The sequence below is a fragment of the Corallococcus llansteffanensis genome (assembly GCF_003612055.1).
GTDB lineage: Bacteria > Myxococcota > Myxococcia > Myxococcales > Myxococcaceae > Corallococcus > Corallococcus llansteffanensis.
Window position 1 is genome coordinate 1 of sequence record NZ_RAWB01001195.1, and the last position, 435, is coordinate 435.

Sequence of the window (435 nt, forward strand, 5' to 3'; positions counted from 1 at the left end):
ACCCAGCACACCTCCCCCGGGGTGCCCACGCGCTCCCAGGACAGCGCCTCCGTGGGCGGCCCCAGCAGTTCCGCCTTCGTGAGCGCGGGCACCGCCACGCACCGGCGGACCTCCACCGGGGCCAGCAGGCCCGACGGCGCGAAGCCCACCGACGCCCGCGTGCGCTCGCCCCGGAGCATCAACACCGGTGAGTAGGCGCGCTCCCGCGACAGCAGCGGCCCCTTGCGGCCGTGGACGCCCACCGCGTGCACCGCCGCGTCGTAGAAGGCGCACGGCACGCCGCCCGGGGACATCAGCGTCTCCTGCGTCTCCAGCCGACCCCGGTACACGCCGAAGCCCGGGGACCGCCCCGCGCGCAGGGCCGCCACCGCTTCGTCCAGGGGCAGCGGCGCGGTCCCGAGCAGCGCCTCCGCCCGCAGCCGCACCCGCGCGCCC

The 435-nt window shown here is 78.4% G+C and carries 1 pseudogene; it reads right to left on the reverse strand.

The features are described 5' to 3' along the window. A pseudogene (locus D7V93_RS44105) lies at positions 1-435 on the reverse strand (hypothetical protein); the annotation flags it as partial.